The organism is Bacillus manliponensis (genome assembly GCF_000712595.1).
GTDB classification, from domain to species: domain Bacteria; phylum Bacillota; class Bacilli; order Bacillales; family Bacillaceae_G; genus Bacillus_A; species Bacillus_A manliponensis.
This window is the reverse complement of the sequence record NZ_JOTN01000058.1, coordinates 1-2,757: the sequence shown is the minus strand read 5'-3', so window position 1 is coordinate 2,757 and position 2,757 is coordinate 1. Positions and strand designations below refer to the sequence as shown.

Annotated in this window: 1 rRNA gene; it reads right to left on the bottom strand. The window is 52.2% G+C overall.

The annotated features are described in order from the left end of the window. Positions 1 to 12 precede the first annotated feature (12 nt). Positions 13 to 2,757, bottom strand: a 23S ribosomal RNA gene (locus tag BAMA_RS23095); the annotation flags it as partial.

The window sequence follows — 2,757 nt, the reverse complement described above, 5'->3', positions numbered from 1 at the left end:
GTTCATATTTATATGGTTAAGTCCTCGATCTATTAGTATTCGTCAGCTCCACGTGTCACCACGCTTCCACCTCGAACCTATCAACCTGATCATCTTTCAGGGATCTTACTAGCTTGACGCTATGGGAAATCTCATCTTGAGGGGGGCTTCATGCTTAGATGCTTTCAGCACTTATCCCTTCCGCACATAGCTACCCAGCGATGCCCTTGGCAGAACAACTGGTACACCAGCGGTGCGTCCATCCCGGTCCTCTCGTACTAAGGACAGCTCCTCTCAAATTTCCTACGCCCACGACGGATAGGGACCGAACTGTCTCACGACGTTCTGAACCCAGCTCGCGTACCGCTTTAATGGGCGAACAGCCCAACCCTTGGGACCGACTACAGCCCCAGGATGCGATGAGCCGACATCGAGGTGCCAAACCTCCCCGTCGATGTGGACTCTTGGGGGAGATAAGCCTGTTATCCCCGGGGTAGCTTTTATCCGTTGAGCGATGGCCCTTCCATGCGGAACCACCGGATCACTAAGCCCGACTTTCGTCCCTGCTCGACTTGTAGGTCTCGCAGTCAAGCTCCCTTATGCCTTTGCACTCTACGAATGATTTCCAACCATTCTGAGGGAACCTTTGGGCGCCTCCGTTACTCTTTAGGAGGCGACCGCCCCAGTCAAACTGCCCACCTGACACTGTCTCCCGGGTCGATAAGACCCGTAGGTTAGAATTTCAATACAGCCAGGGCGGTATCCCACCAGCGCCTCCACCGAAGCTAGCGCTCCGGCTTCAAAGGCTCCCGCCTATCCTGTACAAGCTGTACCAAAATTCAATATCAGGCTACAGTAAAGCTCCACGGGGTCTTTCCGTCCTGTCGCGGGTAACCTGCATCTTCACAGGTACTATAATTTCACCGAGTCTCTGGTTGAGACAGTGCCCAAATCGTTACACCTTTCGTGCGGGTCGGAACTTACCCGACAAGGAATTTCGCTACCTTAGGACCGTTATAGTTACGGCCGCCGTTTACTGGGGCTTCAGTTCAGAGCTTCGCTTGCGCTAACCCCTCTCCTTAACCTTCCAGCACCGGGCAGGTGTCAGCCCCTATACTTCGCCTTACGGCTTCGCAGAGACCTGTGTTTTTGCTAAACAGTCGCTTGGGCCTATTCACTGCGGCTTTCCGTTAAGAAAGCACCCCTTCTCCCGAAGTTACGGGGTCATTTTGCCGAGTTCCTTAACCAGAGTTCTCTCGCACACCTTAGGATTCTCTCCTCGCCTACCTGTGTCGGTTTGCGGTACAGGCACCTTTTATCTCGCTAGAAGCTTTTCTTGGCAGCGGGGAATCAAAGACTTCGCTCCATAAGGAGCTTCCCCATCACAGCTCAGCCTTCACGATAAGCGGATTTGCCTACTTATCAGCCTAACTGCTTGGACGTGCACAACCAATCGCACGCTTCTTCTATCCTTCTGCGTCCCTCCATTGCTCAAACGATAAAGAGGTGGTACAGGAATATCAACCTGTTGTCCATCGCCTACGCCTGTCGGCCTCGGCTTAGGTCCTGACTAACCCTGAGCGGACGAGCCTTCCTCAGGAAACCTTAGGCATTCGGTGGACGGGATTCTCACCCGTCTTTCGCTACTCATACCGGCATTCTCACTTCTAAGCGCTCCACCAGTCCTTACGATCTGACTTCACAGCACTTAGAACGCTCCCCTACCACTGATACCATAGGTATCAATCCGCAGCTTCGGTGGTGTATTTAGCCCCGGTACATTTTCGGCGCAGAGTCACTCGACTAGTGAGCTATTACGCACTCTTTAAATGGTGGCTGCTTCTAAGCCAACATCCTAGTTGTCTAAGCAACTCCACATCCTTTTCCACTTAATACACACTTTGGGACCTTAGCTGGCGGTCTGGGCTGTTTCCCTTTTGACTACGGATCTTATCACTCGCAGTCTGACTCCTAAGTATAAGTCGTTGGCATTCGGAGTTTGACTGAATTCGGTAATCCGATGGGGACCCCTAGTCCAATCAGTGCTCTACCTCCAAGACTCTCAAACTTAAGGCTAGCCCTAAAGCTATTTCGGGGAGAACCAGCTATCTCCAGGTTCGATTGGAATTTCTCCGCTACCCACACCTCATCCCCGCACTTTTCAACGTGCGTGGGTTCGGGCCTCCATTCAGTGTTACCTGAACTTCACCCTGGACATGGGTAGATCACCTGGTTTCGGGTCTACGACCACGTACTAAACGCCCTATTCAGACTCGCTTTCGCTACGGCTCCGCCTCTTCAGCTTAACCTCGCACGGGATCGTAACTCGCCGGTTCATTCTACAAAAGGCACGCCATCACCCGTTAACGGGCTCTGACTATTTGTAGGCACACGGTTTCAGGATCTCTTTCACTCCCCTTCCGGGGTGCTTTTCACCTTTCCCTCACGGTACTGGTTCACTATCGATCACTAGGTAGTATTTAGCCTTGGGAGATGGTCCTCCCGGATTCCGACGGAATTTCACGTGTTCCGCCGTACTCAGGATACATTCAAGAGGGAACGAAGTTTCAACTACAGGGTTGTTACCTTCTATGACGAGCCTTTCCAGGCTGCTTCGTCTACCTCGTTCCTTTGTAACTCCGTATAGAATGTCCTACAACCCCAAGAGGCAAGCCTCTTGGTTTGGGCTAGATTCCGTTTCGCTCGCCGCTACTCAGGAAATCGCATTTGCTTTCTCTTCCTCCAGGTACTTAGATGTTTCAGTTCCCTGGGTCTGTC